The 1,121-nt window shown below is 72.9% G+C and carries 1 protein-coding gene; it reads right to left on the bottom strand.

Going from position 1 to position 1,121, the window contains the following annotated elements:
- Positions 1–726, bottom strand: a 726-nt coding sequence (locus ACFWVD_RS28480; RefSeq protein WP_379247967.1) for an AMP-binding protein, incomplete at its 3' end; no start/stop codon positions are given.
- Between the last annotated feature and the right edge of the window lie 395 nt (positions 727–1,121).

Raw genomic sequence — 1,121 nt, 5'->3', positions numbered from 1 at the left:
GGTCCACACATCGTCCAGCCCCGCCCCCAGCATCGGGACACAACCGTCCACCCACGCCAGGACATCCGCGTGAGGCAGCGGCCGCACCGCCAGGGCCCGCCCCGGATCCCCGCCCGCCGGCAGCGCCATGAACGCCGTCCCCGGCGCCACCTCCCGGCGCACCGCAAGCGGAGGCCGCACCGCGATGACGAACCGGCCCGTCTTGACCACCGGGATCTCACCGCCCAGCAGCCCGCAGTCCGAGACCACCACCCACACCCCGGCGTCACGCATCAAGAACTCCTGCAGACCCGCACTGTGCCCGGGCTCCAGCGGCAGCACCGCCGCCCCCGCCCGCAGCACACCCACCACGGCGCCCGCCGTCAGACACGAACGCCGGGCCCGCACCGCCACGGCCGACCCCGGGCCCGCACGCCCCGACAGCCGCCGCGCGATCTCGTCCGCCAGCCACTCCAGTTCCAGATACGTCGCCTGCGCCTGCCCGTCCCGCACGGCCACACGGCCCGGATGACGAGCGGCCATCGCCGCGAAACGGACGTCGATGCGGTCCCGGCGCACCGGCCGCCCGCCCGACGGATCGAGCCCGACCCGTCCGAGCAGCCCGGCCACATCGGCGGACAACCGGTCGAGCTCCGGATGATCCGGAACGGCGTTCATGCGGCCTCCCAGCAGCGGGGTCCAATCAACACCGCAGATGCTGCCCGCCGCCGCATGAGAACCGCTCAAGTCCCGCCGCACACCACCGGCCCCCGGCCCCGCCCAGGACCGCTCGAGACCCGCTCGAAGAAGGCTCCACAACCCGTCCACAACCACTCGGGCCGCCCTGGCCCGCCCCCCGCGGCCATGCCTACGATTCTCGCGCTCATGCCGAAGCCGCCCGCTCACCACCGCGCCCCGGGCCACCACCCGTAGACGCACGCATATGGAACTGAGCTTTGCGGCTATGGCCCGTCTCGCGAGACTGGACTTGACTGTACTCATGACTCAGAACGCGCAGAACACGCAGATCACCCTCGTCATCGGCGGTCACGGCAAGACCGGCCGACGCGTCGCCGAGAAGCTCACCGCCCAGGGCCGCCAGGTCCGTATCGGCTCCCGCAGCGGCACGCCCGCCTTCGACT

The sequence above is a fragment of the Nocardia sp. NPDC058666 genome, from assembly GCF_042714895.1.
Classification (GTDB): Bacteria; Actinomycetota; Actinomycetes; order Mycobacteriales; family Mycobacteriaceae; genus Nocardia.
Note: the sequence above shows the minus strand (reverse complement) of the source record. Positions and strands in the feature narration are given on the sequence as shown.